The sequence below is a fragment of the Streptomyces sp. NPDC014656 genome, assembly GCF_043084305.1.
GTDB lineage: Bacteria > Actinomycetota > Actinomycetes > Streptomycetales > Streptomycetaceae > Streptomyces.
Genome location: NZ_JBIBZN010000005.1, coordinates 243,032 through 269,136 on the forward strand (window position 1 = coordinate 243,032; position 26,105 = coordinate 269,136).

The following is a 26,105-nucleotide window of genomic DNA, read 5'->3' on the forward strand; positions in this document are numbered from 1 at the left end:
CCCCGGCCCGCTCCCACCCTTACGTTCGCCCTCGCCCTCACCCGTACCCACCAGCCCGCATCCCCGCCCGCGCCGCCGAGCGCCCGGGCGCGCACCCCGAAGGACTGCGTCAGGTGTCCCACCCCGAGACTCCCCCGACCTCCCCGGCCGCCGAGACCGCCCACACCTTCCAGGTGGACCTCCGCGGCCTGGTCGACCTGCTCTCCCACCACCTCTACTCCAGCCCCCGCGTCTACCTGCGCGAACTCCTCCAGAACGCCGTCGACGCCATCACCGCCCGGCAGGCCCTCACTCCCGGCGCGCCCGGCACGATCACCGTGCGCACGGGGGACACGCTGACCGTCACGGACACCGGCATCGGCCTGTCCGAAGCCGACGTGCACCGCTTCCTCGCCACGATCGGCCGCAGCTCCAAGCGGACCGCCGACGGGGCGCTGGACGGCGCGGGACTCGACGCGGCGCGCGGCGAGTTCATCGGACAGTTCGGCATCGGGCTGCTCGCCTGCTTCGTCGTCGCCGACGAGATCACCGTGCTCAGCCGCTCCGCCGCCGACCCGGCCGCGCCCACCGTCGAGTGGCGCGGCCACTCCGACGGCCGCTACACCATCCGCACCCTGCCGTCCGCGACCCTCCCCGAGCCCGGCACCACGGTGCGGCTCGTGCCGCGCGCCGACAACGCCGAGTGGACCAGCCCCCAGCGCGTCGTCTCCCTCGCCCGGCACTACGGCGGGCTGCTGCGCCACGAGGTCACCGTCGTCGACACGCGGGGCGAGACCCACCGCGTCAACGACGCGCCGCCGTGGGAGCGGACGCACCGCTCCCCGCTGGCCCGCCGCGAGGCCGACGCGGCGTACTGCCGCGAGCTCTTCGACTTCACCCCGCTCGACACCATCGAGCTGGACCTGCCGGCCGCCGGACTGCGCGGGGTCGCCTACGTCCTGCCGACCGCCGTGAGCCCGGCGCAGCGCGCCGGACACCGCGTCCACCTCAAGGGCATGCTGCTCACCGACCAGGCACCCGAACTGCTCCCCGAGTGGGCGTTCTTCGTGCGCTGCGTCGTCGACACCACCAGCCTCCGCCCGACGGCCTCCCGCGAGTCGCTGTACGAGGACGGCACCCTGTCCGCCGTGCGCGACGCCCTCGGCGACCGGATCCGCGACTGGCTCACCGGCCTCGCCGCCAGCGACCCCGCGCTCCTCCACCGCTTCATCGACACCCACCACCTCGCGGTCAAGGCGCTCGCCCGCTACGACGACGAGCTGCTGCGGATCGTGCTGCCCTGGCTGCCGTTCGAGACCACCGACGGCAACGTCACCCTGGAGGAGTTCGCGCGGACCCACCGCACGCTCCTCGTGACGCGCAGCGTCGAGGAGTTCCGCCAGGTCGCGCCGATCGCCTCCGCCGCCGGCCTCGGCGTCGTCAACGGCGGCTACACCTACGACCGCGACCTCGTCCACCGGCTGCCCGAGATCCGCCCCGGCACCGCCGTCACCGACCTCGACCCGGCCACCGTCACCGCCCACCTCGACGCCGTCGACCCGGGCGCCGAACTCCGCGCCGCCGCCTTCCTCGCCATCGCCCGCGAGACCATCGGCGTCCACGACTGCGACGTCGTCCTGCGGGACTTCCAGCCCGTCACCGCCCCCGCGCTGCTCCTCGACAACCGCGACGCCCGGCACGAGCGGACCCGGTCGGGCCTCGCCGCCGACAGCGACGGCCTGTGGGCCGACATCCTCGGCTCCCTCCGGAACGAGACCCCGCGCGCCCAGCTCGTCCTCAACCACCTCAACCCGCTGGTCCGCCAGGCCCTCACCATCGGCGAACGCGGCCTCGCCGTCACCACCGCCGAGGCCCTCTACGGCCAGGCGCTGCTGCTCAGCCGCCGCCCGCTGCGCGCGAGCGAGAGCGCCCTGCTCAACCGGGCCTTCATGGGCCTGCTCACCCACGCCATGCACCACCCCGGCACGGCCGGCCCCGGCTCCGGGCCCCGGAAGGAACTGTAGAGATGCTGGACACTCCCGAGGCCGTCGTCGAGGCGCTCCGCGAGAACCACGAGCGCCCCCACGGACTGCCGCGCACCATCACCGCCGAGGAGCTCGTCGAGGCCGCCGAGGTCTTCGAGAAGCCCGACGTGCTCGTCACCGCGCTCCTCGAACTCATGACGGCGTACGAGTTCACCGGCGAGCAGCGCAAGTCGCCCGTCGCCTTCGCCCGCATCCTCAAGCTGTGGGACTCCACCCCCGAGTCCTTCAGCCCCTACGAGGCCCACCAGGTCTTCTGGCGCTTCAAGTGGGTGACGACCTCCCTCCTCCAGGTCCCCGAGATGCCCCTGACGGCGATCGGCGGCTGGCTCGACCAGATGCGCGACCGGTACGAGGCCGCCGGCCACGGCGTCCAGCCTGTCGCCGCCATGCGCTACCACCTGGCCCGCCACACCGGCACCGGCGTCGCCGACGCGTACGACCTCTGGGCCACCCGGCCCCGCACCGACCTCAGCGACTGCGAGGCGTGCGAGACCCGGCACCACGCCTGGCACCACGTCGCCGAGGGCGACGACGCCGCGGCCCTCGACAGCTGGCGCCCCGTCCTCGACGGCGGACAGGTCTGCAGCGAGGAACCGCAGATGAGCCAGGCCCGCGCCCTGCTCCCGCTGCTGCGCGCCGGCCGCACGGACGAGGCCCGCTCCCACCACCTCACCGGCTACCGCAAGGTCCGCGGCAACACCGGCACGCAGGCCGAGGTCGGCCTGCACCTGGAGTTCTGCGCCCTGTCCCGCAACGAGGGCCGCGGCCTGGAGATCCTCGCCGAGAACCGGCCCCTCTTCGAGGCCGAGGGCGCCCCGCTCGACCACCTGGACTTCCTCACCGGCGCCGAGGTGTTCCTCGCCCGCCTCGTCGAGGACGGCCACGACGACACCGCCGTCGCCGGCCCGCCCGGCCGCGACTGGACGGCCGCCGCGCTCCTCGCCCACGTCCGCGCCGAGGCCGGGCCCCTCGCCGCCGCCTTCGACGCCCGCAACGGCACCACCGCCGTCGGCGACCGCCGCCGGGCCCGGCTGGCCGCCCGCCCGCTCCTCGACGAGCCGCTGCCCCTCGGCCTGCGCGCCGGCGCCCCGGGCGGCGCGGCCGGGACCAGGACGACGGCCGCGGCCACGGCTCCGGCCGCGAGCTCCGCGGCGGTGGGCGCCACCCGGATCGAGATCCCCGAGGACTTCGCCGCGCTGGTGCGCGAAGCCCGCCGTCTGTCCCGCGACGGCCACCCCGGCGACGCCCGGCTCTGGACGCGGATCGCGGACCGGCTCGCCGGTGCCGGCGAGCCGCACGACGACGCCCTGGGGCCCGAGGACCTCCTCCGCGCCGAACTCGCCGAGCAGCGGGCCCAGCGGCACTGGACGGACGACCGGCACACGGCCGGAGCCGCCGAACTCGCCACCGCCGTCGAGTACTTCGAGCGCCTCCGGATGCCCTGGCACGCGCTCTCCGCCAGGGCCCGCGCCTTCGCCTGGACGGCCGCTCCGGGCTCGCGCGACGGGGACCACGCCGTCCCCGACCACGCCGTCCCCGACCACGCCACGGCCCGGGCCGGGCTCGACGAGGTGCTGCGGGAGACGGAGAAGCTGCTCGCCGACACCCCCTTCGACGCGGAGCCGCTCGGTGCGGCCGAGGCCGCGTTCGGCACCGACCTGCGCGCCGAGCGCACCCTCGCGTACCTCTCCGTCCGCTACTCCGACGCCTTCGCCGCGTACCAGGAACTCCTCGGCGCGCTGAACCGGGCGAACACCCGGAAGGACGGCACGGAGGACGGCGAGGAGGGGGACGGCGGGGAGAACGGCGAGGAGGGGGACGGCGGGGACGGCCCGGATCACGAGGTCCAGGCCCTCACGCGGCGGTTCGAGGAGCGCGTCGACGTCCTCGCAGCGGAGGGCCTGCGCCTCGGCCACCCGCACCAGAGCGCCAACGCACGCCAGTTCCGCGCGGACGTGACGGCCCGCCGCGGTGCCATGGCCGACGCCGAGCGGGAGCTGCGCACCGCCCTCCAGGACCTCGAAGCCGCCGCCCGCCCGTGGCGCCGGCCCCGCCCGACGGCCCTCCTCGCCCAGGTCCTGCTCGCCCAGGACCGGCCGGAGGAGGCCGTGGAGCTGCTGCACGCCGCGATCGCCGACGCCGTCGCGTACGACGACGCCTCGTTCCGGCTCGCGCCCACGTACCTGCTGCTCGGTCACGCCTCCACGCGCCTCGGGGACCACACCGGCGCCGTCCGTCACCTCTCCGAGGCCGCCGCCCGCTTCGACCAGGAGGACGAGCCCGGCGACGCCACCGAGGCGCGCCTCCAGCTCGCCGACGTGCTCGCCCGCTCCGGACAGCAGGCCGACGCGGTCGCCGTCCTGGAGTCCGTGCTCGCCGACGACGCCGCGACAGGCGTCGACGGACGCGCCCTCGCCCAGGCCCGCCTCACCCTCGGACGGGGCCTGCGCGACCTGGAGGAGTACCTTCCGGCCGCCGAGGAACTGCTCCGCCTGGCCGACACCGTCGCCGGCTGGCCGGAGGAGGACCGCGGCCCCGTGCTCACCCTGGTGGCCGCCGAAGCCGCCACCACCCTCGCCCTGGCCGGCCGCTGGGAGGCGGCCGACACGGCGTACGAGCGCGCCGTCGCCGCCCACGCCGAGGCACCCCACCCGCCCCTGATCCTCCTGATGATGCGCGAGTTCGCCCGCCTCACCATGAGCACCCGCGAGGCCGAGGGCACCGGCACGGCGCTGGAACACCTCTCCCGCGCCGACGCGGTCCTCGCCGCCCTCCCGCCCGGGGACGAGGGCTTCGCCGTCTGGTACGAACGCGGCGAGATCCACTACCGCCGCGCCCGCGTCCTGGCGGAGGCCGGCCGCCACGAGGAAGCCCTGCCGCAGGCCGAGGCCGCGATCGCCGCCCACGAGGAGGGCGGCGATCAGGGCGAACTCCCGCGCGCCGAAGCCGTCCGCGTGGCCGCCCTGATCGAGGGCGACGGCCTCGGCCGCACCCACGAGGCCATCGCCCGCCTGACCACGGCGGCGGCCCGCTGCCGCAACTCCGGTCACCCGGAAGCGGCCCACGTCCTCGACGCCCTGCGCCAGGAGTTCCTGTCCCGCTGACGACGCACGGAGCGGGAGGAGCGGCGGCCCCGGCCGGGAGGCGGCCGGGGCGGGCTGTCAGTGGCACCTGACAGGATCACCGGCATGACGCCGCTGCTCCTCTCCGACATCGAACGGGCCGTCCGCGACAGCTGGAGCGCCGAGACGTGCACCCCCGAGTCCCGGTCCCGCTGGACCGGGGACAACCCCGCCCGTGACCAGTGCGGGGTGACCGCCATGGTGGTCAACGACCTGCTGGGCGGCGAACTGCTCCGCGGCGAGGTCCACGTCGACGGCGTGCGGGTGGACTACCACTGGTGGAACCGTCTGGGGGCGGGCGTCGAGATCGACCTCACCCGCGAGCAGTTCGGCCCCGGGGAGACCGTCACCGCGGGCACCGTGGTGCCCCGCCCGCCGTTCGCCGAGTGGCGCAGGCTCCACGCGGAGTACACGCTCCTGCGCGAGCGGGTCCTGCGGCGCCTCGGCGTGCCCCCGGGGGCCGACGAGCCCCCCGGCACCCCGGCGTCCGGCGGCGGCGCGGCATGACGTCCACCGGGACACTGCTGGCGGGCCTGCGCGCGTGCATGGCCGAACTGGCCACGCCGGTGCGCGTGTACGTGGCGGCCGGGCGGTTCACCGAGCCGGAGCCCGACCTGCCGGAGCTGGCCGCCCGGATCGGCCTCCTGCTGGCCGAGATGGCGGCGGACGAGGAGTGGCGGCGCTTCGCCCCCGGATACGCGCCCCCGCCGGTCCCGGAACTCTGCGCCGCGCTCGAACCGCTGGAGCCGCACGACGCCGCCCCCTTCCTGGCCCGGCTCGCGAGCGTCGACCTGTACTGGCCGACGCACCGGCACCTGCCCGCCGAGGTCGCGGACCGGGCGGCGGACCGGGCGGTCTCGCTCCTCGGCCCGGACGCCAGTTGGTGGACCAACCACGACGAGGAGTGCGGCGCCGTGAACGGCGTCTCCCCGTTCGTCGACAGCGTCGTCGCGGGGACCGACGGCGAGCACTACGCCGTGGCCCTCCAGGTCGCTCCCGACTGACGCGCGGCGGGCCCGAGGGCTCAGCCGCCGGATGCGGGTGTCCGGCCGTCCGACGGGGAGCCCTCGTCGAGGAGGACGGCGAGGCCGTCGAGCAGGCGCTGGAGCCCGAACTCGAAGAGGTCGTCGAGGTCCAGGTCGTATCCGGACCCGGCGAGGCGCGCGAGCCCGGGGTACCGGCCGCTCTCCAGGGTGGCCCGGAAGGCGGACTCCTGCGTGCCCATCCACTCCTCGCTGTCGAGACCGCTCTGCGCCTCCGCCTCCCGCTCCGTCTCCAGGTTCTGGGCGAGGCCGCGGATGTAGTTGAGCAGCGTCAGGTGCGCGGTGAAGGCCGACTGGTCGTCGAGCCCGCGGGAGTGCAGGGCCTCCAGGACCCACTCGCTGTACACCAGCGCCGAGGTGATCAGCTGGGGCCGGGTCAGCGAAAGGGCCGGGGCCAGCCAGGGGTGGCTGCGGAACAGGCCCCACAGCTGCCGGGCCGCCAGCTCCATCGGCTCCCGCCAGCCCGGCGGCGGTTCGGCGGGCAGGGGGCGCTCGCCGATGGCCGCGTCCATCATCCGTACCAGCAGGTCGTCCTTGTCGGTCACGTGCCGGTACAGCGACATGGTTGCCACGCCGAGCTCGGCCGCCACCCGGCGCATGGAGACCGCCGCCAGTCCCTCCGCGTCGGCGACGGCGACGGCTGCGTCCACGATCCGGGCGAGCGTGAGCCCCGTCTGGCCGCCGGCCGCCGCCTCGGACGGCGGGGCCGGGCGGGCGGGGGCGGCGGACCGGACCGGACGTGCCGCGCGGGCGGCGGGCGCGGGTGTGGCCGCGGGCGCGGAGCCGGGTGCGGGGGCGGAGGGGGCCGACGCCGTGGCCGTCGCCGTCACGACCGTCCCGACGCCCGGGACGGCGTGGACCACGCCCTCGCGGCGCAGCTCGGTCAGCACCTTGGTGGCGGTCGCCATGGCGACGCCCCACTGCCGGGTGATCTCCCGGGTCGAGGGCACACGGTCGCCCGGTGCCAGTTCCCCGGTCTCGATCCGCCGCCGCAGCTCGCCGACGATCCGGCTGTAGCGCGGTACCGCTCGTCCACCGTCCACCGACACTCCTCCGCACTAGTGCACCTGGATGCGGCCCATCCTAGCGGCCGACGGTGGAAGATCCCGCGCGTCGGCCCGTCACTCCCTCGACCGCACTAGTGCGGTAATCCTCAACAGTACAGCATTTGCGGCCACTTCCTGCTTGCGCACTACCTTGCGTACGGCGTACATTCGCAGTCATGACGAAGAACGAGATCCTCATCAGCGGCGCCGGCATCGCGGGAACGGCGCTGGCGTACTGGCTACGCAAGGCGGGCTTCGCGGTCACGGTCGTGGAGCGGGCGCCGGCCCCCCGCCCCGGCGGACAGACGGTGGACCTGCGGGGCGCCGGCCGCACCGTCATCGAGCGCATGGGCCTGATGGACCGGGCCAGGGCGGTCACCGTCGACCAGCGGGGCCTGGCACTCGTCGACGGGAGGGGCAGGATCACCGCCCGGGTGCCCGCCGACAGCTTCGGCGGCGAGGGGATCGTCTCCGAGATCGAGATCCTCCGCGGCGACCTCGCGCACCTGCTCCACGAGGCGACCCTGCCGGACACCGAGTACCTCTTCGACGACACCGTCACCGGCATCGACCAGGACACGGACCCGGACGCCGTCACCGTCACCTTCGAGAAGGCGGCCCCGCGCCGCTTCGCCCTCGTCGTCGGGGCCGACGGCACGCACTCCGCCGTCCGCGCGCTCGCCTTCGGGCCGGAACGGGACTTCGCCCACCCCCTCGGCCTCTACACGGCCTGGTTCACCGCCCAGGACGACCTGGACCTCGACGGCTGGTACCTGATGCACAACGCGCCCGGCGGCCTCGTCGCCTCCGCCCGCCCCGGCCGCCTGCCCGGCGAGATCAAGGCCGGCTTCAGCTTCCGCTCCCCGCCGCTCGCCCACGACCGCCGCGACACCGGGGCCCAGAAGGAGATCGTCGCCCGGCGCTTCGCCGACGTCGGCTGGGAGACCCCCCGCCTGCTGCGGGCGATGCGCACCGCGCCCGACTTCTTCCTCGACGGCATGGCGCAGGTGCGCCTCGACAGCTGGTCGCGCGGCCGCGTGGCGCTGCTCGGCGACGCCGGCTACTGCGCCACCCCGCTGACCGGCCTCGGCACCAGCCTCGCCCTGGTCGGCGCGTACGTCCTCGCCGGTGAACTGGCCGCGGCGGAAGGCGCCCACGACACCGCCTTCCGCCGCTACGACACGGTGATGCGCCCGTACGTCACCCAGGCCCAGGAGCTCCCGCCCGGCGGCGCCGCGGGCTTCGCCCCCACGAGCCGCCTCGGCATCCGGATGCGGGACCTCTCCATGCGCTCGATGACGCGCTGGCCGATGCGCGCCGTCATGGCCGCGCAGTTCGCCAAGGCCGGCGACATCGCCCTGCCGGAGTACGCCCTCGGCGCGCCGCGCCCGGCGACCTCCCGGGCGGGGCGCTGACCGGGGCGGGGCCGGGTGTCAGTGCATCAGCAGCAGACGGGTCTGGGGCACCAGCTTGCGGTTGACGCTGGTGCTCTGCACGAAGATCGTGAAGTCGGCGTTGTGGTCGGGCTTGACGCGCACCTCCTCGTCCGGGAGGCCGAGCAGCGCCCGGGCCTCGGGCCCGGTGTAGACGCGGTCCGTCTTCCGCTCCAGCACCGCGATCCGCTTCCGGGCCTGGATCTTCTCGGACTTGCTCAGCTGGTAGTAGGCGCACCCCGTCTTGTACGTGTGCCCGGACTCGGTGACCCACTCCCGGATCGCCGCGTCGCGCGCCACCGGGATCAGCCGGTACGCGGACGCGTCGACCGGGGTGAGGCCGGCCGCCTCGATGGTCTCCTTGTTGACCGCCTCCGCGCCCATGGAGAACACCGAGCGCGACCCCCGGATGCCCTTGGTGCGGCCCACCATGAACTTCTCCGTGGCCTGCTGGATGACCTGCCCGGCCTCCTCCAGGCCCTGGGTGCTCGTCGCGTCCCAGATGGCGACGTTGTCCTTCGGGAAGCCGCAGTTCATGGCCTGGCGCTTGCCCGCCTGGTCCGGCACGAGGACGGCCAGCGTCCAGTTGTCGCCCTGCTGCTCGATCATCTTGGACACGGCCGCCACGAGCGTGGCGGGGCTCTTGCTGGGCGCGTCCGGGCAGCGGTGACTGGCGTTCTCCTGGCCGTCCGTCAGCACGAACGTCAGGAAGCTGTGGTCGCCGTACAGCTGCGCGGTCTGCGCCAGCTCCCGCTGCGACTTCAGCGCGGCCGCCAGCAGCGCCGTCATCCCCCTGACCTTGTACATCTCCTTCAGGGACGGCATCCGCAGCACGTCCTTGTCGTAGATGACGCACTTCACGTCGTTCGCGAACACGTACACCGTGACCCGGGTCTCCTGGTCCAGCTCCCGCGACCGGCGCGCGAGGTACGCGATCTGCTGATCGGCCACCTCGACGACCTTGTCCCGCAGGTGCGACATGGACGAACTGGCGTCCAGCACGAGCGCGACGTGATTGATGTAGTTCTGGTTTCCGGACACGGCCAACTCCCTGTCTCTGCCGACTTGATACCCCTACCGTCTCACCCGCCACTGACAATCGGCCCGGCCCCGGAACCGCCCCCACCGCCCCGGCCCGAGGCGCGTCAGGAGGCCGTCCGGGGCGAAGCCCCCACGCCTCGCGGCCGGCTGCCCCGCGCGACCGCCGCTACCCGGCCGGCTGCCGGCCGGGCCCGTCCCACAGCTCGGTGCTGTGGCTCGCCACGAGCGCGCCGATGCCGGTGAGCAGCGCCTCCGCGGGGAGGGCGTCGAGCCGCCGTCCGTCCCGCAGGCGCACGGAGACCCGGTCGGCGGCGGCCTCCCTGGCGCCGATGACGGCCTGGTAGGGGACGAGGCGGGCGGCGCGGACGCGGGCGCCGAGGGTGCCGCGGTCGGGAGCGGCGACCTCGGCGCGCAGGCCCAGCGCGGTGCAGCGGCCCGCGAGGGCGGCGGCGTGCGGCAGTTCGGCTTCGGAGACCGGGAGGACCGCCAGCTGGACGGGGGCCAGCCAGGCGGGGAAGGCGCCGCCGTGCCGCTCGACGAGGTGGGCGACGGCCCGCTCGACACTGCCGACGATGCTGCGGTGGACCATGACCGGACGGTGCCGGGCCCCGTCCGCGCCGACGTAGCGCAGGTCGAACCGCTCGGGCTGGTGGAAGTCGACCTGGACGGTGGAGAGGGTGGACTCCCGGCCGGCGCCGTCGGTGACCTGGACGTCGATCTTCGGACCGTAGAACGCCGCCTCCCCCTCGGCCGCCTCGTACGGCAGTCCGGAGGCGTCGAGCGCTTCGGTCAGCAGGGCGGTGGCCCGCCGCCACATGCCGGGCGCGTCCACGTACTTGCCGCCGGGCCCGGGCAGCGAGAGCCGGTACCGGCTCGGCACGACGCCCAGCGCCTCGTACGCCCTCCGGATCATGCCCAGCGCCGCCCGCGCCTCCTCGGCGACCTGCTCCAGGGTGCAGAAGACGTGGGCGTCGTTCAGCTGGATGGCCCGCACGCGGGTCAGCCCGCCCAGCACCCCCGACGGCTCGGAGCGGTACATGCCCCCGAGCTCGGCCATCCGCAGGGGCAGTTCGCGGTGGCTGCGGGAGCGGGAACGGAAGATCAGCGCGTGGTGCGGGCACAGGCTCGGCCGCAGCACCACCTGCTCCCCGCCGAGGTCCATCGGCGGGAACATGTCGTCGCTGTAGTGCGACCAGTGGCCCGAGATCTCGTACAGCTCCCGTTTGCCCAGCACGGGCGAGTACACGTGCTGGTACCCCGCCCGCCGCTCGGCGTCCCGGACGTACTCCTCCAGGGCGTGCCGTACGGCCGCGCCGGCGGGCAGCCAGTACGGCAGGCCCGCTCCGATCAGCGGGTCGGTGTCGAACAGGCCGAGCTCGCGGCCGAGCTTGCGGTGGTCGTGCACGGCGGTCTCCTCGCGGTCGAAGGGCGGGCGACCACGGCACGAAGCCCCGGGGCACTCGCCCCGGGGCTTCGGACTGAGACAACGGTCAGCGCGCCGGGACACTCTCCGGCGTCGTCGTCTCAGCGGCATGCTTCATGCGGGAGACGGTAGCGAGGCGTCCCGGCGCCCGCACCCCCATTTTCTTCCGCGGGTTCTTTCGCGGGAGCGGAGCCGCCGCTTCCGCGCGGCGGCTCCGCCGGGGCCCGAGCGCCCCTCCGCCGGGCCCTACTCGGTGCCCTCGACGGGGAACTCGCCGTCCTCCGGGAACTCGCCCTCGGTGAACTCCTCGTCGCCCGGCGCCACGGCGCCGGCGAAGGCGCCCATCAGGTCCTCCGGCTTCAGCTCGGTGGCGCCGGCCGGAGCGGTCGGCTTGGTGCCGCCGCTCAGCTTGAGGCCGAGGCCGAACTTCTTCACCTCGGCGTTCTCGGTCAGCTTGGCGAGGTCGACGTACACCTCGGTCAGCTCGCCGTTCTTGAGCGTGAAGTCGGCCGTGACCTTGCTGTCGGGGGCGTCCTTCAGGTCGGCGGCCGTCGGCAGCTCCACGCCGGGCGGAAGCTCCTTGGACAGCGGGCGGATCTCCCCGAAGAGGTCCGTGATCAGGGTGCGGAACGGCGCGGTCGCCGAGATGTGCTCGGTGCCGTCCTCGCCGCCGGCGGTCGTGAACTCGACGTCACGGGCGACGACCTCGCGCAGCGCCTCCAGCAGCTTCTTCTGCGTCTTGGGGTCCAGCGACGGCTCGGCCGACGCCCCGGCCTCCTCGCCCAGCTCCTCCTGGCCGGCCTTCTCCAGCGCCTTGTAGTCGAACTTGACCCACTCGCCCTCCAGCACCTTCTTGAAGGCGCCGGCCTCCTCGGGAAGCTCGTCGGCGGGCGGCATGGGGGTGCCCATCGCCTTGCCGAGCGACTCGGCGTCGGCCCGGACGTAGGCGTAGTCGCCGATGACCCGGTACTCGAGCAGGTCGCCGTCCGGGGTGCTGAACTTCATCGCCATGCCGACGAAGTCGTCCTCCCCGGCCTCGCCGAGCGGCTTCTTCGACTCCACCGTGACGCTGATCTTCGCGCCGCTGATCAGTTCGGCGGCCTCGTCCGGGATCTCCTCGCCGGGCTCCGGGTCCGACCCGGCGTCCAGCTCCTTGAGCGTCCGGGCGTCGACGTCCAGGTCCAGCTCGAAGGAGAGCGACGTCTCCTTCCCGAGCTTCTCGAAGGCCTGGTCCAGCTTCTTCCCGGCGGACAGCTGCTCGACCGTCCCGCAGGCGGCCGAACCCGCCAGGACGGCGCCGACGACGGCGGTGGCGGTGAGGGTCTTGCGTATGGCGCTGATGATGGTCTCCTCGAGGGTCCGATCACGGCGTGATCACCCACGGAGACTCACGGCCCGCCCACAGGGTTGTACGGCTGACGCGATCTTCACGGCATTTCCCGGAACGCGCCCGGACGTCCCCTTCCGGTCGCGCCCCCGACGCCTTCCCGCCGCCCGACGGCAACCTCCCCCACCGCCCCACGGGCCGGCTCCGCTCCCGCGAGCCCGGGGACCCGCCGCTCAGCCGGCCGGCGGCCCCGCGACCCGCACGCCGAACCACTGCTCCGCGCCGTACTCCTCGAAGCGCTCCACCTCCGCGAAGCCCAGCTTCGCCGCGAGGCGCACGGCGCGGCCGTTGGCGGTCCGGGTGGAGAGCACCACGGGCTCACCGGGCAGCGTGGCGGCGAACCAGTCGAGGACCGCCGCGCACGCCTCGGCGGCGTACCCGTGTCCCCAGGCGTCCGGCAGGAACATGTAGCCGAGCTCGGCCTCCCCGCCCTCCGGGCGGACGTGACCGGGACGGTCCGCGCCGCGCCGGTCGAGCGTGACCATGCCGATCATCGCCCCTTCGCGTTCGACCACGAAGAGGCCGGGGCGCCGGCCGGGCACCTCGGGCATCGCCCGGTCGAGCTCGTCGCGCGGCCGGGCGCCGCCCACGTACGTCCCCACCTCCGGCGAGGCGAACAGCTCGACGAACGCCGCCCGGTCCGGGGCCGCGGACTCGCGCAGCACGAGCCGTCCGGTGCGTATCGGTGCGGGGGGCCAGGAGTCGGGTCCGAGTTCAGTCATGACGCGCAACCTACCCCGGCACCCGCCGGAACGAGCCCGGGCCGCACCCGCCGCCCGGCCGTCCCGTCGCCGCCGTCCCGGTCGCGCGGCGGGCGCGGACCGACAAGATCCACCATCGGGCCGTGCGCGCGGCGGCGACCGCACTACAGTCGGCGGCGTGGACCCACTGAGACCAGGCCAGGACCCCGCGCGCATAGGCGACCACACCCTGCTCGGCCGGCTCGGAGCGGGCGGCATGGGCCAGGTGTACCTGGCGCGCACACCGGACGGCGGACCGGTCGCGCTGAAGGTGATCCGGGAGGAGATCACCGGACACCCGGAGGTACTGGCCCGCTTCCGCCGGGAGGTCGCGACGGTGCGCGCCGTCCGCAGCCCGCACACGGCCCGGCTGGTCGACGCGTCGCTGGACGAGGCGCCGTACTGGCTCGCGACCGAGTACGTCCCCGGCCCGACGCTCCGTCAGACGATAGGCTCACAAGGCCCTTTGGACGCGGAAGCGTGCCGGAGGCTGTTCGCGGAGCTGGCGCTGGCGCTGGCGAGCGTGCACGCCTACGGGGTCACCCACCGGGACCTGAAACCGCAGAACGTCATCCTGGCCCCCCAAGGCCCTCGCCTGATCGACTTCGGGATCGCGCGCGGCCCGGACGACACGGCCCTGACCCGCACCGGCGCCGTGCCGGGAACGCCGGGCTTCACCGCGCCCGAGGTGCTGCTGCGCAACGAGACGTCCCCGGCCGCCGACGTCTTCGCGCTGGGCGCGACCATGGCCTACGCGACGACGGGCCGGCCCCCCTTCGGCGACGGCCCCGCCGAAGCGGTCTCGTACCGCGCGGTGCACGAGGACATCGACCTCCCGGAAGCGGCGGACGGCCACGACGACCTGCGGGCGCTGATCCGCGCCTGCGTGGCGAAGGACCCCCAGGACCGCCCCGGTACCGCCGAGGTGATCGCGCGCTGCGCCGCGCCCGGCGACGCGGCCCTGCCGCCCACCAGCATCGACCCCGCCCCGCCCACGGCGAAGACCGCCGCCCCGGCCCCCGTTTCGGCCCCCGCCCGGTGCTCCGGCTGGGGCACGGTGGCGCTGGTCCTGGTGCTGACCGGCGCCACGGGCGCGGCGGCGTGGCAGCAGGGCTGGGGGAGAGGGGAGCCCGGCGGCGGTACGAGCGGGGCGCAGGGCGCACCGAGCGAGCAGGGCCCCGCCCCGCGGGGCACGAAGAAACCGGCCCCCGCACCCCGCCCCGTCGAGGCCGCGTCCGCCTCGGACGTCCGCTGGTCCCTCTCCGAGGACCCCGAGCAGGCACGGCTCGGTGCCGGCGCGTGCGACCGTCCCCCGGAGGCGGGCCCCGCCGGCAGCACGTCCTCGACCTCGGTCACGTACACCTCGGGCGAGCCCTCGGTCGACGTGAGCTTCGCCTTCGAGGGAGACCGGAGCTACCGCCTGGTAACCGGCGTGAAGCCGCCCGGAGCCAAGGGCTTCGGCTACACCTCCCGGCCGGTGCGACTGGGAGAGACCCGGAAATCCCTCACGTACCCCCGGGACTTCCCCGGCGCCCCGCCCGTGACCTCGAAGGCCGGCGACTGGACGGTGGTCGTCTACGACGCGGAGGACGACGACAGGGCCGGGTGGAAGCGCTTCGGCTGTACGGGCTTCCGCGCGGTGCCGTCCTCCTGACCGCCTGCCGCCGGGAGGGGGCGGGCGGGCACGGCCGCGTCAGTCCCGTGGGAACCCGGCCTCCCGGGCGAGGTCGTGCCAGCGGGCTTCCCCGCCGGGCAGCGGCCAGGCCCAGGTCGGCCGTTCCATGGTGCGCAGCTCTTCGAGACGGCGGGCCAGCTCGGGACCGGCGAGGGCGGTGCCGTCGGGGACGGTGGGGCCGTGGAGGGCGCGGAGCCGGGCGAAGCGGTCCAGTTCGTCCTCGTAGAGGTCCACGGCGTCCTTCGTGCGGGCCGCCAGGTCGTCGCCCGGCAGGGCGCGGCGCAGCTCCAGCAGCGGGGGCTCGGCGGACTCGGCGATCGCCGCGGCGAGCCGCGCGTGGCCGTCCAGGACGAGGTGGCAGTCCAGCCCGCTGACCCACCAGAGCAGGACCGGCGGGAGCGTGCCCTCCCGCACCTGCTTGCGGTACGCCTTCACCCGGCCGTCCTCGGGGCCCGGCATCGGGCGCAGCGGGAGGACCTCCCAGGAACCGGCGTGGTCGAACCAGTCGAGGTAGCCGTCCGGATGGCCCTCGACGAGCATCGATTCCCAGTACGCGGCGTGCGGGACGGCCGGGTCCCGCCACCGCAGGAGCCGGTGGCCGGGCGTCAGCAGCCACCGGCCGTCGTGCAGGGGACCGTCCGGAGCGTCCCCGAGGTACCGCGCGAAGCGGTGCGCCCACCGCTCCGGGCTTCCGGCCAGGGCACGGGCGGCGTCGGCGCGCGGGGGCGGGACGAAGGACCGGTACGCGTCGGTCCGCCGGAAGCCCACGCCGTCCAGGTGCTCGTCGACGACGGCGAGCAGCACCGGCCGCGAGAGCTGGGCGAGCAGCAGCCGCCGCCCCGCGCCGAAGACGCACAGACCCGGCCGGCGGCGGTCCCCCGGCTCCAGGGCGAGGCCCGTCCACGCACCGTCGTCCCGGGTGAGGTCACTGCGTCGCACGCGCTCAGCGTAGACGGCGCCTCCCGGACGTCGCCCGCCGGTCCCACCGGCAGACCGGCGGGACCGGGGGGACGGTGGCGCGGCGGCGCCGCGCCACCGGGCTCAGGCCGCGTTCGGGCCGACGTCGGCCGTCGTCAGCGGGCGGCGGACCGGTGCCAGGGTCGTGTACTCGTCGGCGCCGACGTCGCGGGCGGTGCCGCGCGCGTGGCCGTCGGCGTCCTCGGGGACGGACAGCGAGGTGAGGGTGGCGGCGTCGACGGCCGGGCTGCCGGCGGTGAGCCGGCTGACGCCGTCGGCGTCCTTGCGGAGCAGGGGGTCGACGCGGCGGAAGCCGCCGGCCGGGATGGTGCCGTTCGCCGCGGCGCCCCACAGGATGTTGCCCTGCCACGTGAAGCCGCTGGTCGTGCCGAGGTTGACGAGGCTGCCGCTGGAGGCGACGAGGATGTTGTCCGCGACGACGACGTCGCGCGGCTCGTAGGTCCGGCTCTCCCCGGAGAGCGTCGCGGAGTTGCCGACGAGCGTGTTGTGCGCGATGACGGCCCGGTCGCAGGCGTCGTTGCCGCGCCGCTCCTCGGTGGTCTCGCCCTCGTGGTGGTCGCGGGTGGTGCCGCTGCCGATGACGATGCCCCGGGAGGTCGTACCGGAGATGTGGTTGTTCACCACGAGGTGGTCGTTCCCGTACAGGCGCACGCCGTTCTCGCCCCCGAGGATGTGGTTGCCGGCCACGGTGGTGACGTTGCCGTGCCGCAGGACGATGCCGCCCTTGTTGTCGCGGAGCGTGTTGTAACGGATGGTGTTGCCGGACGACTTGACCGAGATCGCCTCGGGGTCGCCGTCGCAGCGCTCGAAGAGGTTGTACTCCACGAGGGCGTCGGCGACGGACAGGGCGCGGTGGCTGACGCCGAGGCGGATCGCCTCGCCGCCGTTGGCGCCGGTGTAGGCGTGGTCGGCGAAGTAGTTGCGGAAGACGTGGGTCCGCTGGGCCATGGCGGTGGTGCCCGGCCCGTCGACGACGAGGAAGATGCCCTGTGTCGTCCGGTGGTGGAAGTAGTTCCGGTCGACCTTCACGTCGTCGCCCCGGACCGTCACCCAGTCGAGGCCCGTGCTGTCGGCGAGTTTGAAGTCGTTGCGCGTCAGCCGGATGCGGGAACAGTCCGCCGGGACGGCCAGGGTGGTCGTCTGCCGGAAGGCGAAGCCGCTGAGGGTGATGTTGCTCGACCCCGACAGCACGAAACCCACGGGCCCGTTGAGCACGGCACCGCCACGGCTGGCGGACACGATGGTGATCGGCGCGTCCGTGGTCCCGTGCTTGCCGGTGATCCGGATGCCGGCCGACGGGACGGTGTAGGAGCCGTCGGCGAGCACGATCCGGTCCCCGGGCCCGGCCGCGTCGATCGCCCCCTGCAACGCGGCGATGCTGCCGACGTTCACGGTCCCGGCCGCCGCGGCCGTCCCCTGCGCCAGCCCCGACAGGGGCACGGCCGCCGCGGCCGAGCCCATCAGGGTCCCCTTGAGAAACGTACGTCGTCGCATGATGCCTCCTGGTGTGGTCCCCTCCAGCTTCGACGCCGCCCCTGCCGTCTCGCTGACGCCCCGCTAACGCGCGCCCACCGTCAGCACCTGCGGTGCCACCACGCCGACTCCGGGTCCGGCGCGGGCTCGTGGTGCGTCCGCCGGAGGAGTGCGCCGTCCAGGCGCCCGACCCGCGCCCGCAGTTCGGGGGCGGCCCTCGGCGGCAGCAGACGCATGGCCTCCTGGAGCTTGTCGCGGGCCCAGCCCCCGCCGCAGCAGGCGCAGGTGAATTCGTCCTCCCACCGGCGCCACCGGCGCTTCGTGCCGGCAGGTGGGCCGTGTCGCCGGCGGCGAGGGCCGCCGGCGCGCCGAGGCGCCGCTCGTACGGGTCGAGCGCGTCCGGCTCGTCGAGCAGGGGGCGGAGGCCGCCCCGGGCGGCGAGCCGGTGGGTGGTGACGGCGGTGAACCTGAGCCGAGCGGAGTGGGGCAGGGGTTCGAGAGCGGCGAGCGGAGGACCGGCGGTGGTGATCATCGCGGGCATCGTGCCCCGGCTGCCGTGCTCCTGCCCAACGGGAATCGGGGCCGCCGTGACGTGCCGACGTCGATGTCGGATTCCTGCCGGACGCGCCCGCCGCCCGCTGATTGGCTGGGGGCATGACCAGCACCCGCCCCGCCGCGCTTTTCCGCTCCCTCCACACCCCCGCGCGTCCGCTCGCGCTCGCCAACGCCTGGGACGTCGCCGGCGCCCGGATCATGGAGGCCGCGGGCGCCCCCGCGATCGCCACGACCAGCGCGGGCGTCGCCTGGTCGCTCGGAGCCCCGGACGGCGACCGGATCTCCCGGGACCTGGCGCTGGACGCCGTCGCCCGCATCGCGGCGGCGGTCACCGTCCCGGTGACCGCCGACATCGAGGGGGGCCACGGTGAGACCCCCGCCGAGGTCGCGGACACCGTCACCCGGGTCCTGGAGGCCGGTGCCGCGGGCGTCAACATCGAGGACGGCACCCGTCCGCCGGGCACCCTGGCCGCCCGGCTGGAGGCCGTCCGCGCCGCCGCCGACCGGGCGGGCGCCGACCTCTTCGTCAACGCCCGCGTCGACACGTACCTGCTCGGACTGGGCGACCCCGCCACCCGGCTGCGGGACACGCTGGAGAGGGCCCGCTCCTACGTCGACGCCGGGGCGGACGGCATCTTCGTCCCCGGGGTCACCGACCCCGACCTCATCGCCGCCCTGACCGGGGCCCTGACGGTCCCCCTCAACGTCCTGGCGGGCCCCGGCGCCCCGTCCGTGAAGGAGCTGGGCGCCCTCGGCGTCGCCCGCGTCAGCCTCGGCTCGGGCATCGCCGAGGCCGCCTACGCCGTGGCCCGGCGCGCGGCCCGCGAACTCTACGGCGCGGGCACCTACGACTCCCTCCGGTCCCTCCAGCAGGACCTGGACTACACGCACCTCAACGACCTGCTCGGCACGACCGGTTGACCCGCACCCGTACGGGTGCGGGCGGCGCGTGAGGGGACGGGATCGGCGCGACGGCCGGGAGGACGTCGGGCGCGAGCGCGGGGGATCGGGGGATGGGGGGATCGGGGGAGGGCGGGACCGATCGCGGCACGGCCCCCAGCCCGTGCGACAGGTCCTCGATCCGGGCCCGGCGGGCCCGGGGGAAACACGGTGGCCCCCCGCCCGCCGGCCTGGGACGATGACGGCCGTTTCCCAGCGGAGGGCAGTCGTTCGTCTTCGTGTGTGCGGGATGCGGCGCCGGGCTGACCGCGCCGCTCGCCCGGGTGGTTCTGCCGGTGCACGCCCGTCGGGCGTACGGGAACGGGGTGCGGCTTCCCGTGCTCATGGAGCCGGGGACGTTCGCGGTGGATCCGGAGCCGTGGGGCCGCGCGGCGGCCGGTGCCGAGGGCGGGGCGGGGGCCGGGGCCGAGACAGGGTCCGTCGTCGTCGCTCCGGGGGACGTCCGGGGCACCGTGCTGGTCCCCGAGCGGGGGTGCGGGTCCTGCTGCGGCCTGGACGGGTCCGACGGCCCCGACATGAACTGCGCGGCGTGCGGCCTTCCCGTGGCGCGGCGGATCGACGACTGCTCGCTCTGGCAGGCGGTCCGGTTCGAACCGGGCGCCGTGCGCCGTCGGCAGGTCGCCGACGTCGTCCTCCTGCCCTGGGCGACGCTGGTGCGCGAGGGGGCGGCGACGCCCCCGCTCCACCGGCTCGCCACCTGGGGGCGGTGGAGCACGACGTCCGAGTGGTGGTCCTGGACGCCGCAGTGGTACGCAGCCGGTGCCCAGGCCCTCGCCCACCTGCTGGCGGCTTCGGAAGGGCGCCCGGTGAGCCTCCCGGAGGGCCTGGTCGCGGTGATGTTCCGACGCGCCCTGGACACTGTTCTGGGCACGGGCCCGGCACTTCGGCGGGCCGTCCTGGCGGGGCCGGGGCTGCCCGTACCGGACGGGGCGGCCGACGTCCTCCTCGTACCGGTCCATCCGCAGACGGGGGAGACCTGGCAGCCGGGGGGCCGGAAGGCCGGGGGCGAGGCCGACGGGGCGGCGTACCGGGTGCCGCTGCCGTTCGGCGTCTGGCTGTGGCTCGCGTCGCCGGAGCGGGACCTCCCCCTCCCCGCGTCGGGCGGGCTGCCCGACGGGGTTCTGCGCGACGACCCGCCCGCCCCGCGCCCCGACCACCTCTTCGACGTGGACCCGGGGGTGTTCGAGGCCACCCTGGACCGGCTGGCGGCGGTCCGGGGACCGTGGCTGCGCGAGCCGGCGGGGAGGCTTCCCCGGTACGTGGGCGCCGGCGGCGCCTGACGGGACGGCCGTGCCGGACGCGGCCCCGGCGCTCCGATGATCGGAACGACCGACGATCACCCCGCTATGCTGCCTCGTTCCAGAGGCCAGGAAGGAACCCCAGCATGAGCAGCGCCACCTCCCCGTTCCCCGCTCGGATCGAGCTGACGGGAGAAGGGCTCGTCCTGCGCGACTGGACGGAGTCGGACCTGTCCGCGATGCCCGCGCTCTTCGACGACCCGGACGTCGCGTACTGGACGCCCCTCGCCTCCCCCTTCGACCGGCAGGCCGCCGCCACCCGGCTGGAGCGGGACCGGACGCTGCGGGCGGAGGGGACCACCATCCTGCTCGCGATCACCCTCGACGGCGGCGCACCGCTCGGCGAGGTGATGCTGCGGCGCCTCCCGGACGGCGTGGAGCTCGGCTACGCCGTCGGCCCCGCCCACCGGGGCCAGGGCCTGGCCGTCCGCGCGGTGCGGGTCATGGCCGCGTACGCCTTCGAGGAGCTCGGGGCGGAGCGGGCGGTCCTAGAGCTGGAGGCCGAGAACGCCCCCAGCGTCGCCGTGGCCACGAAGGCGGGCTTCACCCTGCTCGACGTCCCCCTCATCGAGGGCCAGGAGAAGGGCCGCCCCTTCGCGCTGCAGACCTGGGAGCTGCCGCGCACCTCCTGACACGGGCGGGGGGCGCGGCCGTGCGGCCCCGCCCCGCTGTCGGCGAGGAGGGGCTTCGTCCGCCGGCAGCAGGGCCGCTCGTTCTGCCGCTGGGCCTGCCGGACGGAGCGCTCACGCGGGAGTGACCCGCCGCTCAGGCCTGGTCCTGCGCGTACTGAGCCGCGTACCAAGCGGAGTCGATGGCGGGGTTGCGCAGAGCTCCCCAGAACCGGTCGTCAGGTATCGGCGGCAGCGGCGGACCGCCCAGGTCCGCGTGGAGATCCGCCCGCCAGTCGACAGTGAAGTGGCTCCGGAGCTCCGCGCTCTCGTGCACGGCCCTGTAGGGGGACCCCCAGAGACCGAGCGCCATCTTCTCCGCGGCCCACCTGAGCGGGCGGTTTCGGCCGGTGTCGGCCTGCGCGAGCACCGCGCGGAGGCGCAGGGCGAGCGGACCGGTCTGTTCCGGCCGGGGCGGGGCCGCACCGCGCTCCCACGCGGTCAGGGCCGCTTCGACCTCCGGGCAGTCGTTCAGGCCGGTTTCGACCGCCAGTCTGCGCAGTTGCTTCTGGGCGGCCTCGACCACCCGCTCGTACGGCAGGATCGCGATCAGCGCACCGAGTTCCTCGTGTCCGTCCAGGTAGCTCACGTGGAGGAGGTCGGTGGGGCTGTAGGACAGGTCCAGCTCCGGAAGCTGCTCGTCCGGTGCGGGAAGGGGCTCGTCGGCACTGTACTTCGGCCTGGCGGGCAGAGGCGTTTCCCGGAACAGTCGGCCGTTGAACGTGACGACACCGGCATCCCGGCCTCGCTCCAGCAGGGCGGCCTCTTCGGCCAGGTACGCGCCCAGCGAGTCGGCCTCCCCGAAACCGGTGCCGGTCTCGTCGAAGAACCGCCCGACCGCGCCGGAGGATTCCCGCCCGGTGCGGCAGTCCACCAGAAGACCGTCCGACGTCACGTCGTAAGAACCGAACTTCACGTAGTCGTGAAGCCAATAGCCCTCGTCCTCCCCGTCGGGGCCCTGGTCGATGCCGCGCATGAACCCGGTGTCCCCGAGGATTCCGCTCACCCCGAGCAGCCGGTCGCCCGAGCTGAACCGGAAAGCCTCGGGCCCCTCCAGCGCCCCGTTGTGCCGGAGGAGCGAGGCGACCAGGTCCGGAGGAAAGGTGACGCCGAGTTCCTCCTGCGCCGCCGCGATCTCGTCGTCCCCTGCGGGCGGCTGCAGCGTGGCGAACGTGCGGGGCGCGTGCTCGCGCAGCCACGCGTCGATGCGGGCCCACGAGGCCTGGACCAGGTCTGTCGTCATAGGACTGACCCTAAAGTCCGCCACTGACAGCGTGATCGGCGCTCCTCGGTCTCGTCCGCCGTGTCGGCGTTCGGGCCGGTAATTCGCCGTGGCCCCTTGTCCCGGCTCACCAAACCGTCGACACCGGATCTCCGGGCACCGGCCCACGGGCTCACTCGCCGAGTGAAGCGCTCGGTCACCCCCGCTCCGCTCCGGTGGCGGCCGTCTTCGTCCGGCCCCGGGGTCGAGACGGGCAAGTTGATCGGATGTGCGAGAGGGTGGGTGCGGAGGAGTCCGAGCGCCAGGAGGCGCTCGCATCGAGGGTGCGCAATGAGCTGTCCGCCGCTGGTCTTCCCGTCCTCACGCCCGGCCTGGCCCGCGTTCTGGCCAACGGCGCGGAGGCGGAGGTCGATGACGGGGCCGACGCTGCCGGCGGCGTGTACGTGGGCTGGTTGGCCAGCCCCCGTCTGCGGGAGTGCACGGGCCGCGCCTTCCGCCTTCGCTTGCCGGACGATCCCCTCCTGCGTCACTCCGGCGAGATCGGGGCCGCGATGACGCGCTCGACGGCCGCGACCCTCGCCTCCACCGGATTCGCCGTCGAGGACGCGGATGACGGGTACCGCTCGCACCCACTGCGGGTGACCGGCGGGCCCGCCCGAGCCGCACCCATGTGGGCACTGCGTGACGACGAAGTGGCCGTGCTCGGCTGGTAGACAGTCGGTCCGGGCGACAGCGACGGCTGATTCGCGCGGTATGCGGCCCCGCTCGGCGGGCCGGAGGGCCGCCAGGTGTGACGTACGCGTGCGGGTCCTTGGCGCCTTGACCCACCAGGCGCTGAGTCGGCGGGAGTTCATCCCGGTGGCGGTGGCGGTGGCTGTGGAGGTGGCGGTGAGCCGGTGCTGCGGCCGGGCCTCGGCCAGGCCGGGACACCGGCATCGCCGCAGACCGAAGGCCCGCACTCCCTGGGGGAGATCGTGCCGTCGCCCCCGCCCGGTCCGCACACCCCTTTTTCCGCTCCAGGGCGCCGTCCGGGAGAAGGCCGACAGCCAGGCGGTCCGCCGAACACGAGCTCCTACGCGACCCAGCAGTAGACGCCCTGGTTCTGGCGCCGGGCACCGCTGACGAGAGCAGCCAGACCCCCTACGATCGCGTCCGCTATTTCCGCGCCGATGACCTCGCCGTCCTCCGCGCGCAGCCGAACCCACGAGGCGGCCGCGTCGCTCAACCCGGTGGGCGTGGAGTCCGCGAGCGCAGTGGACAGCCGAGGCGATAGTGCGAAGACGACGCCCCCGTCGCCGTCCTGCCCGGCGACGATCCGAGGCTCACCGGCCTCGACGAGCTCCTCGAAGCCGCCGGCCAGAAGGCACTCCCACTCGACCACGGCCTCTTCGGGATCGAAGTTGCCGAAGGAGAGCGACTCGAACGCCCGTCCCGGCCCGGACCGGAGAGCCAGGCTCGCTGACGCGTCGTCAGGAGCGGCGAAGAACTTCACGATGGTGCTCACCTGGGCATCATGCCCGACTCCAGGAGCCGGTTCCGGAGCCGGCCCATGAGCTCTGCCCTGGCGCCTCCACCGACTCCGATCAGCCGGTCCCCGGGTCCGGTGGGCACGGCGTGACCGATGCCGGCGCCGGCCGGCTCGGCGACCACGCCGGCTCGCCCCTGTCCGGGGCGAGTTCGGCGAGGTCCGTGTCCGCGAACGGCTCGCCCGGTTCGTCGCGGATCCGTATGCCGGGCAGTCCGTCGGTCGTGACGGCCATCACGGGTCATGAAGGCCGACGTCACGCTCGCCCTGGACGCGCCAACGGTGTCGCACGGCCGGCGGGGGCGGGGCGGGGGCGGTTGTGGTCAGCCCCTCCTCCAGGACCGGAGCTTCTCGGGGTTGAGCACCGCCCAGATCCGGCGGATCCGGCCGTTCGCGATGTCGAACGCGTAGACCGCCAGGACGGCTCCGTCCATGTGTGCCGCCAGGCCGGGCTGACCGTTGACCGTGCACGCGCGGAGGACCAGCCGGTCCGGGGCGATCCGGCCCGCGAAGAAGCGGGCGATCTGCTCGGCTCCCTCGATCGGGTGGGGCAGGGCGGAGACGAGACCGCCACCGTCCCCGACGGCGGTGGCGTCCGCGTCGAGCAGCCCGAGGAGGGCGTTGATGTCCTTCGCCTCCCATGCCTCCTTGAACTCCCTCACGACACGGGCCCGTTGGGCGGTCGGCGCCACGGGGGCCCGCGAGGCGTCGACGCGGCGGCGGGCCGAGGAGGCCAGCTGGCGGCACGCCGCCGGGGTGCGGCCGACGATGTCGGCCACCTCGGCGAACGAGTAGCGGAAGACGTCGTGCAGCACGAACGCCACGCGCTCCGCCGGCGTCATCGCGTCCAGCACGACGAGGAAGGCCATGCCGACCGACTCGTCGAGCGTGACGCGGTCGGCCGGATCGCCGGTGCCGCCGTCCCCCGCGCCGGCCGGCCACTCGGCGGGCGTGGGCAGCGGCTCGGGAATCCACGCCCCCACGTAGCGCTCCCGCCGCGCCCGGGCCGAGCGGAGCACGTCGAGACAGATGCGTCCCGCGACCTTGGTCAGCCAGCCGCCGGGGGACGCCACCGCCTCCCGCTGGCGCGGCGACAGCGCGTACCAGCGGGCGTACGTCTCCTGGGCGACGTCCTCGGCCTCGGCGAAGGACCCCAGCATCCGGTAGGCGAGGTTGATCAGCCTGCGGCGTTCGGCGGTGGGGCTGGTCGTCATGGTCGCGCGGCTCCTTCGGTCGGTTCTTCCTCCCCTATGACGGGACGGCTTCCCGGAATGTGACGTGAGTGCCAGTGCCAGTGCCCGTACCCGTGCCCGTACCCGCGCCTGGTGCGCCGCGTGCGTGGCGGGCGGGCCGCTCGCCTCACATTCCGCCGGGCCGTCTCGTCCTCCTGTCAGCCGAACACGACCGGAGGAGTACGCGATGACCACCCACGAGTCCGAGATCCGGGCGCTCCTGGCGCGCCGCGCCGAGGCCCAGCAGACGAAGGACATCGACCGCCTGATGTCCTTCTACGCAGCCGACGCCGTCTACTACGACGCGGTCCCCCCGCTGCGGTTCACGGGGACCGACGAGATCCGGCGCAACTTCCTGCGCTGGTTCGACGGATACGCCGGCCCCATCAGCCTGGAGACCCACGACGTCACCCTCGCGGCCGGAGGGGACACCGCGTTCGCGCACATGCTCCACCTGGACTCGGGGGAGCGCAGGGGCGGGCTCCAGGCGTCGATCTGGGTGCGGGAGAGCGTCTGCCTCCGGCGGGCGGACGGGGCGTGGTCGATCACGCACGAACACGTCTCGATCCCGGTCGACCCGGCGACCATGACGGTCTGGCTCCCGACCGGCAAGGACCAGCCGTTCTCGTTCGGCGCGGCACGGTGAGGGGCGTCCGCATGGCCGGCCTCCGCGCCTCGGCGCTCGGGAAGTTCGCCGCCGCCTCGCTCGCCGCGGTCGCGGTCGGGGCCCTCGCCGCCGACGGCGCGCAGGCCGGCGACCCTCCGCGGAAGGGGCGCGTCGAGGTCATCGAACTCACCGTCCGGAACGACCAGTACACCTCGGTCGACCACGGCCCCGCGGGACCGAGCCTCGGGGACACGGACCTCTACTCCGGCACCGGCGTCGAGGACGGCCGGGACGTCGGGCGCGGGGGCGGGACCTGCCAGGTCATCCACGTGCGGGGCGCGGCGGTCACGTCGCAGTGCGTGATCACGATGGAGGTCGCGCGGGGGTCCCTGACGATGCAGTCGCTGTGGACGAAGGGCGCGTCCCCGCTCGACATGGCGATCACCGGCGGCACGGGCGCGTACGCCGGCGCCCGGGGCGTCGCCCGCTTCCACGACATCGCGACGCCGGACGAGCGGGTACGGCTGGAGATCCTGCGCTGAGCGCGTGGCGCTGCCAGGGGGGCGTCCCGTCGACCGGTCCTTCCGCGCCGGTCGACGGGACACCCCCGAGGGCGCCGGGCTCGCGGGGCCGGTCCTCCGCCGATCCCCGGC

The 26,105-nt window shown here is 74.7% G+C and carries 22 protein-coding genes; 12 read left to right on the top strand and 10 right to left on the bottom strand.

Translation table 11 applies throughout. The features are described from left to right. Positions 1-113: 113 nt before the first annotated feature. From ACF1ED_RS14495 to ACF1ED_RS14510, 4 genes are all read left to right on the top strand, one after another. Positions 114-2,003 carry an HSP90 family protein gene (locus tag ACF1ED_RS14495; protein WP_391760164.1) on the top strand — a complete coding sequence of 630 codons (1,890 nt, stop codon included), beginning with the start codon at positions 114-116 and terminating at the stop codon, positions 2,001-2,003. A 2-nt stretch (positions 2,004-2,005) separates the two neighbouring features. Then, positions 2,006-5,128 carry a hypothetical protein gene (locus ACF1ED_RS14500; protein ID WP_391760166.1) on the top strand — a complete coding sequence of 1,041 codons (3,123 nt, stop codon included), beginning with the start codon at positions 2,006-2,008 and terminating at the stop codon, positions 5,126-5,128. Between the two features lie 84 nt (positions 5,129-5,212). After that, positions 5,213-5,653 (top strand): hypothetical protein, encoded by a 441-nt coding sequence (locus ACF1ED_RS14505; protein WP_391760168.1) that lies wholly within the window; start codon positions 5,213-5,215, stop codon positions 5,651-5,653. Further along, the gene (locus tag ACF1ED_RS14510) at positions 5,650-6,150 is read left to right on the top strand and encodes a hypothetical protein (protein WP_391760170.1); all 501 of its coding nucleotides are present in this window, start codon (positions 5,650-5,652) and stop codon (positions 6,148-6,150) included. The genes ACF1ED_RS14505 and ACF1ED_RS14510 overlap by 4 nt, the downstream gene beginning before the upstream one ends. Before the next feature lie 20 nt (positions 6,151-6,170). Here the strand turns inward: ACF1ED_RS14510 and ACF1ED_RS14515 are convergent, their stop codons facing one another. Continuing rightward, positions 6,171-7,232: a TetR/AcrR family transcriptional regulator C-terminal domain-containing protein gene (locus ACF1ED_RS14515; protein WP_391760172.1), complete on the bottom strand. Its 1,062-nt coding sequence runs from the start codon at positions 7,230-7,232 to the stop codon at positions 6,171-6,173. 179 nt (positions 7,233-7,411) lie between these two features. On the opposite strand from ACF1ED_RS14515, the gene ACF1ED_RS14520 reads away from it, so the two are divergent. Beyond that, a complete protein-coding gene (locus tag ACF1ED_RS14520) occupies positions 7,412-8,650 on the top strand; it encodes an FAD-dependent monooxygenase (protein WP_391760174.1) in 1,239 nt (412 codons plus the stop codon). An 18-nt stretch (positions 8,651-8,668) separates the two neighbouring features. Here ACF1ED_RS14520 and ACF1ED_RS14525 read toward each other — a convergent pair whose 3' ends face one another. The 4 genes from ACF1ED_RS14525 to ACF1ED_RS14540 form a co-directional block, all read right to left on the bottom strand. Continuing rightward, on the bottom strand, positions 8,669-9,709 hold the full coding sequence (locus ACF1ED_RS14525) for a vWA domain-containing protein (protein ID WP_391760176.1): 1,041 nt from the start codon (positions 9,707-9,709) through the stop codon (positions 8,669-8,671). Positions 9,710-9,875: 166 nt separating this feature from the next. Then, on the bottom strand, positions 9,876-11,114 hold the full coding sequence (gene thrS, locus ACF1ED_RS14530; RefSeq protein ID WP_391760178.1) for a threonine--tRNA ligase: 1,239 nt from the start codon (positions 11,112-11,114) through the stop codon (positions 9,876-9,878). A gap of 264 nt (positions 11,115-11,378) precedes the next feature. Further along, complete coding sequence (locus ACF1ED_RS14535; RefSeq protein ID WP_391760180.1) at positions 11,379-12,194, bottom strand: hypothetical protein; 816 nt, start codon at positions 12,192-12,194, stop codon at positions 11,379-11,381. A 498-nt stretch (positions 12,195-12,692) separates the two neighbouring features. Next, the gene (locus ACF1ED_RS14540; RefSeq protein ID WP_391760182.1) at positions 12,693-13,241 is read right to left on the bottom strand and encodes a GNAT family N-acetyltransferase; all 549 of its coding nucleotides are present in this window, start codon (positions 13,239-13,241) and stop codon (positions 12,693-12,695) included. Between the two features lie 157 nt (positions 13,242-13,398). Between ACF1ED_RS14540 and ACF1ED_RS14545 the strand changes: the two genes are divergently transcribed. Continuing rightward, a complete protein-coding gene (locus ACF1ED_RS14545; protein WP_391760184.1) occupies positions 13,399-14,913 on the top strand; it encodes a serine/threonine-protein kinase in 1,515 nt (504 codons plus the stop codon). A gap of 39 nt (positions 14,914-14,952) precedes the next feature. On the opposite strand, the gene ACF1ED_RS14550 is transcribed toward ACF1ED_RS14545, so the two are convergent. Together ACF1ED_RS14550 and ACF1ED_RS14555 are read right to left on the bottom strand one after the other, a co-directional pair. Then, positions 14,953-15,873 (bottom strand): hypothetical protein, encoded by a 921-nt coding sequence (locus tag ACF1ED_RS14550; protein WP_391760186.1) that lies wholly within the window; start codon positions 15,871-15,873, stop codon positions 14,953-14,955. A 102-nt stretch (positions 15,874-15,975) separates the two neighbouring features. Next, entirely contained in the window at positions 15,976-17,406 is a 1,431-nt protein-coding gene (locus tag ACF1ED_RS14555; RefSeq protein WP_391760188.1) for a chondroitinase-B domain-containing protein, read from the bottom strand. A gap of 633 nt (positions 17,407-18,039) precedes the next feature. On the opposite strand from ACF1ED_RS14555, the gene ACF1ED_RS14560 reads away from it, so the two are divergent. The 3 genes from ACF1ED_RS14560 (at position 18,040) to ACF1ED_RS14570 (ending at position 20,830) form a co-directional block, all read left to right on the top strand. After that, complete coding sequence (locus ACF1ED_RS14560) at positions 18,040-18,861, top strand: isocitrate lyase/phosphoenolpyruvate mutase family protein (RefSeq protein ID WP_391760189.1); 822 nt, start codon at positions 18,040-18,042, stop codon at positions 18,859-18,861. A 344-nt stretch (positions 18,862-19,205) separates the two neighbouring features. Continuing rightward, positions 19,206-20,180, top strand: coding sequence for a hypothetical protein (locus tag ACF1ED_RS14565; RefSeq protein WP_391760190.1), 975 nt, complete (start codon positions 19,206-19,208; stop codon positions 20,178-20,180). Positions 20,181-20,284: 104 nt separating this feature from the next. Next, positions 20,285-20,830, top strand: coding sequence for a GNAT family N-acetyltransferase (locus ACF1ED_RS14570; protein ID WP_391760192.1), 546 nt, complete (start codon positions 20,285-20,287; stop codon positions 20,828-20,830). A gap of 133 nt (positions 20,831-20,963) precedes the next feature. Here ACF1ED_RS14570 and ACF1ED_RS14575 read toward each other — a convergent pair whose 3' ends face one another. Further along, positions 20,964-22,109 carry an SMI1/KNR4 family protein gene (locus ACF1ED_RS14575; RefSeq protein WP_391760194.1) on the bottom strand — a complete coding sequence of 382 codons (1,146 nt, stop codon included), beginning with the start codon at positions 22,107-22,109 and terminating at the stop codon, positions 20,964-20,966. 257 nt (positions 22,110-22,366) lie between these two features. On the opposite strand from ACF1ED_RS14575, the gene ACF1ED_RS14580 reads away from it, so the two are divergent. Beyond that, positions 22,367-22,801, top strand: coding sequence for a hypothetical protein (locus ACF1ED_RS14580; protein WP_391760196.1), 435 nt, complete (start codon positions 22,367-22,369; stop codon positions 22,799-22,801). A 359-nt stretch (positions 22,802-23,160) separates the two neighbouring features. On the opposite strand, the gene ACF1ED_RS14585 is transcribed toward ACF1ED_RS14580, so the two are convergent. Continuing rightward, positions 23,161-23,592, bottom strand: coding sequence for a hypothetical protein (locus tag ACF1ED_RS14585; protein WP_391760198.1), 432 nt, complete (start codon positions 23,590-23,592; stop codon positions 23,161-23,163). A gap of 344 nt (positions 23,593-23,936) precedes the next feature. Then, entirely contained in the window at positions 23,937-24,827 is an 891-nt protein-coding gene (gene sigJ / locus ACF1ED_RS14590) for an RNA polymerase sigma factor SigJ (RefSeq protein ID WP_391760200.1), read from the bottom strand. Between the two features lie 205 nt (positions 24,828-25,032). Between sigJ and ACF1ED_RS14595 the strand changes: the two genes are divergently transcribed. Continuing rightward, a complete protein-coding gene (locus ACF1ED_RS14595) occupies positions 25,033-25,491 on the top strand; it encodes a YybH family protein (RefSeq protein ID WP_391760202.1) in 459 nt (152 codons plus the stop codon). A gap of 11 nt (positions 25,492-25,502) precedes the next feature. Further along, complete coding sequence (locus ACF1ED_RS14600) at positions 25,503-25,994, top strand: hypothetical protein (protein ID WP_391760204.1); 492 nt, start codon at positions 25,503-25,505, stop codon at positions 25,992-25,994. Positions 25,995-26,105: the final 111 nt, after the last annotated feature.